Source organism: Stenotrophomonas sp. GbtcB23 (assembly GCF_019091045.1).
GTDB lineage: Bacteria > Pseudomonadota > Gammaproteobacteria > Xanthomonadales > Xanthomonadaceae > Stenotrophomonas > Stenotrophomonas rhizophila_A.
This window is the reverse complement of the sequence record NZ_JAGXKC010000134.1, coordinates 1-1029: the sequence shown is the minus strand read 5'-3', so window position 1 is coordinate 1029 and position 1029 is coordinate 1. Positions and strand designations below refer to the sequence as shown.

General features: G+C 60.6%; 1 protein-coding gene and 1 pseudogene. Both read left to right on the top strand.

Features of this window, described 5'->3' with window-relative positions; genetic code table 11:
• On the top strand, positions 1-391 hold a 391-nt coding region (locus KVS69_RS18415), incomplete at its 5' end, for a DUF4189 domain-containing protein (RefSeq protein ID WP_217539432.1).
• A gap of 412 nt (positions 392-803) precedes the next feature.
• Positions 804-944, top strand: a pseudogene (locus KVS69_RS21170) (DUF4189 domain-containing protein); the annotation flags it as partial.
• Between the last annotated feature and the right edge of the window lie 85 nt (positions 945-1029).

The window sequence follows — 1029 nt, the reverse complement described above, 5'->3', positions numbered from 1 at the left end:
CCGCAGAATGGTGCGTGATGGAAAATGGGAAACCCGCTGGGGAGCAGTGGCGGAAGGGAAGAATGCAGCCGAGCCCAATGGGCCTACCGCGACCGGAGTCGCGGTATCGCAGAAGTCAAAGAAGGCTGCGACCCAGCTCGCCTTGCAGGAATGCAAACGCGCGGGTGGCCGAGAGTGTGAGATCAGAATTGATTACTACAACCAGTGCGTCGCGCTCGCGGATCCGACGGCTGCTGCACGTAACTCTGGTGCGACTCTTTCGAGCATCGTTCGTGCTGAGACGCTGAGTCAAGCATCCGCCATGGCAAAGCAGCGCTGTGAAGTTGGTGGTCAGCAGTGTGAAGTTATTTACTCAGCCTGTAGTTTGTCTGAGTTCAAATCATTCCGTTGAGGAACAAGGCGGCAACGGAGATGGTCCAAGTACAGTGCCGCGTGGTGAGCTGCGCATAGGGACCTTGGGCAGCTTCATGGCATATTCGCAGATAGGTGGCTCGGCAGCCGCTGGCCCACAGGGCCAGCCGCCGGGTTCCTACACACCGCCGCCGCCAGCGCCGTCGGCTTCTCAGGGTGGGGAGGTGAGCAACGCACGTGCCTACTCGCCTTCCATTCCTTCCGCAGCCCCTGAAAGTGTAGTGACCAGTGGCAAATATGGTGCTGCAGCGAAGAGTGATTGATTTGTTCTATGAAGTGCCGTCGGAGCATCCAGCGATGAGTTCAACATGGTCAGCACGTGTTCTTCTGCCAATCACACTGTTCGGTATTGCAGTGTTTGGCATCTCCGGGGCTGAGCATGGGAGTAGTTTATGAGAAGTGCGATCCTGCTGTTTAGTCTGGCTCTCGCACCCTGCGCCGCATTCGCGGAAGGCGCATGTCCACCAGGTTTCTACCCTATCGGCGGACAGGGTGATCAAGGTTGCGCGCCCATTCCCGGCGGCGGGGCGGGGGCAGAACGCCCAGACCGCCGGCGGCGGGCTCGGGCTGCGGCCGGCCCCCCCCGCCCCCCAAACCACCCCGCAGCTCGTCACGCGC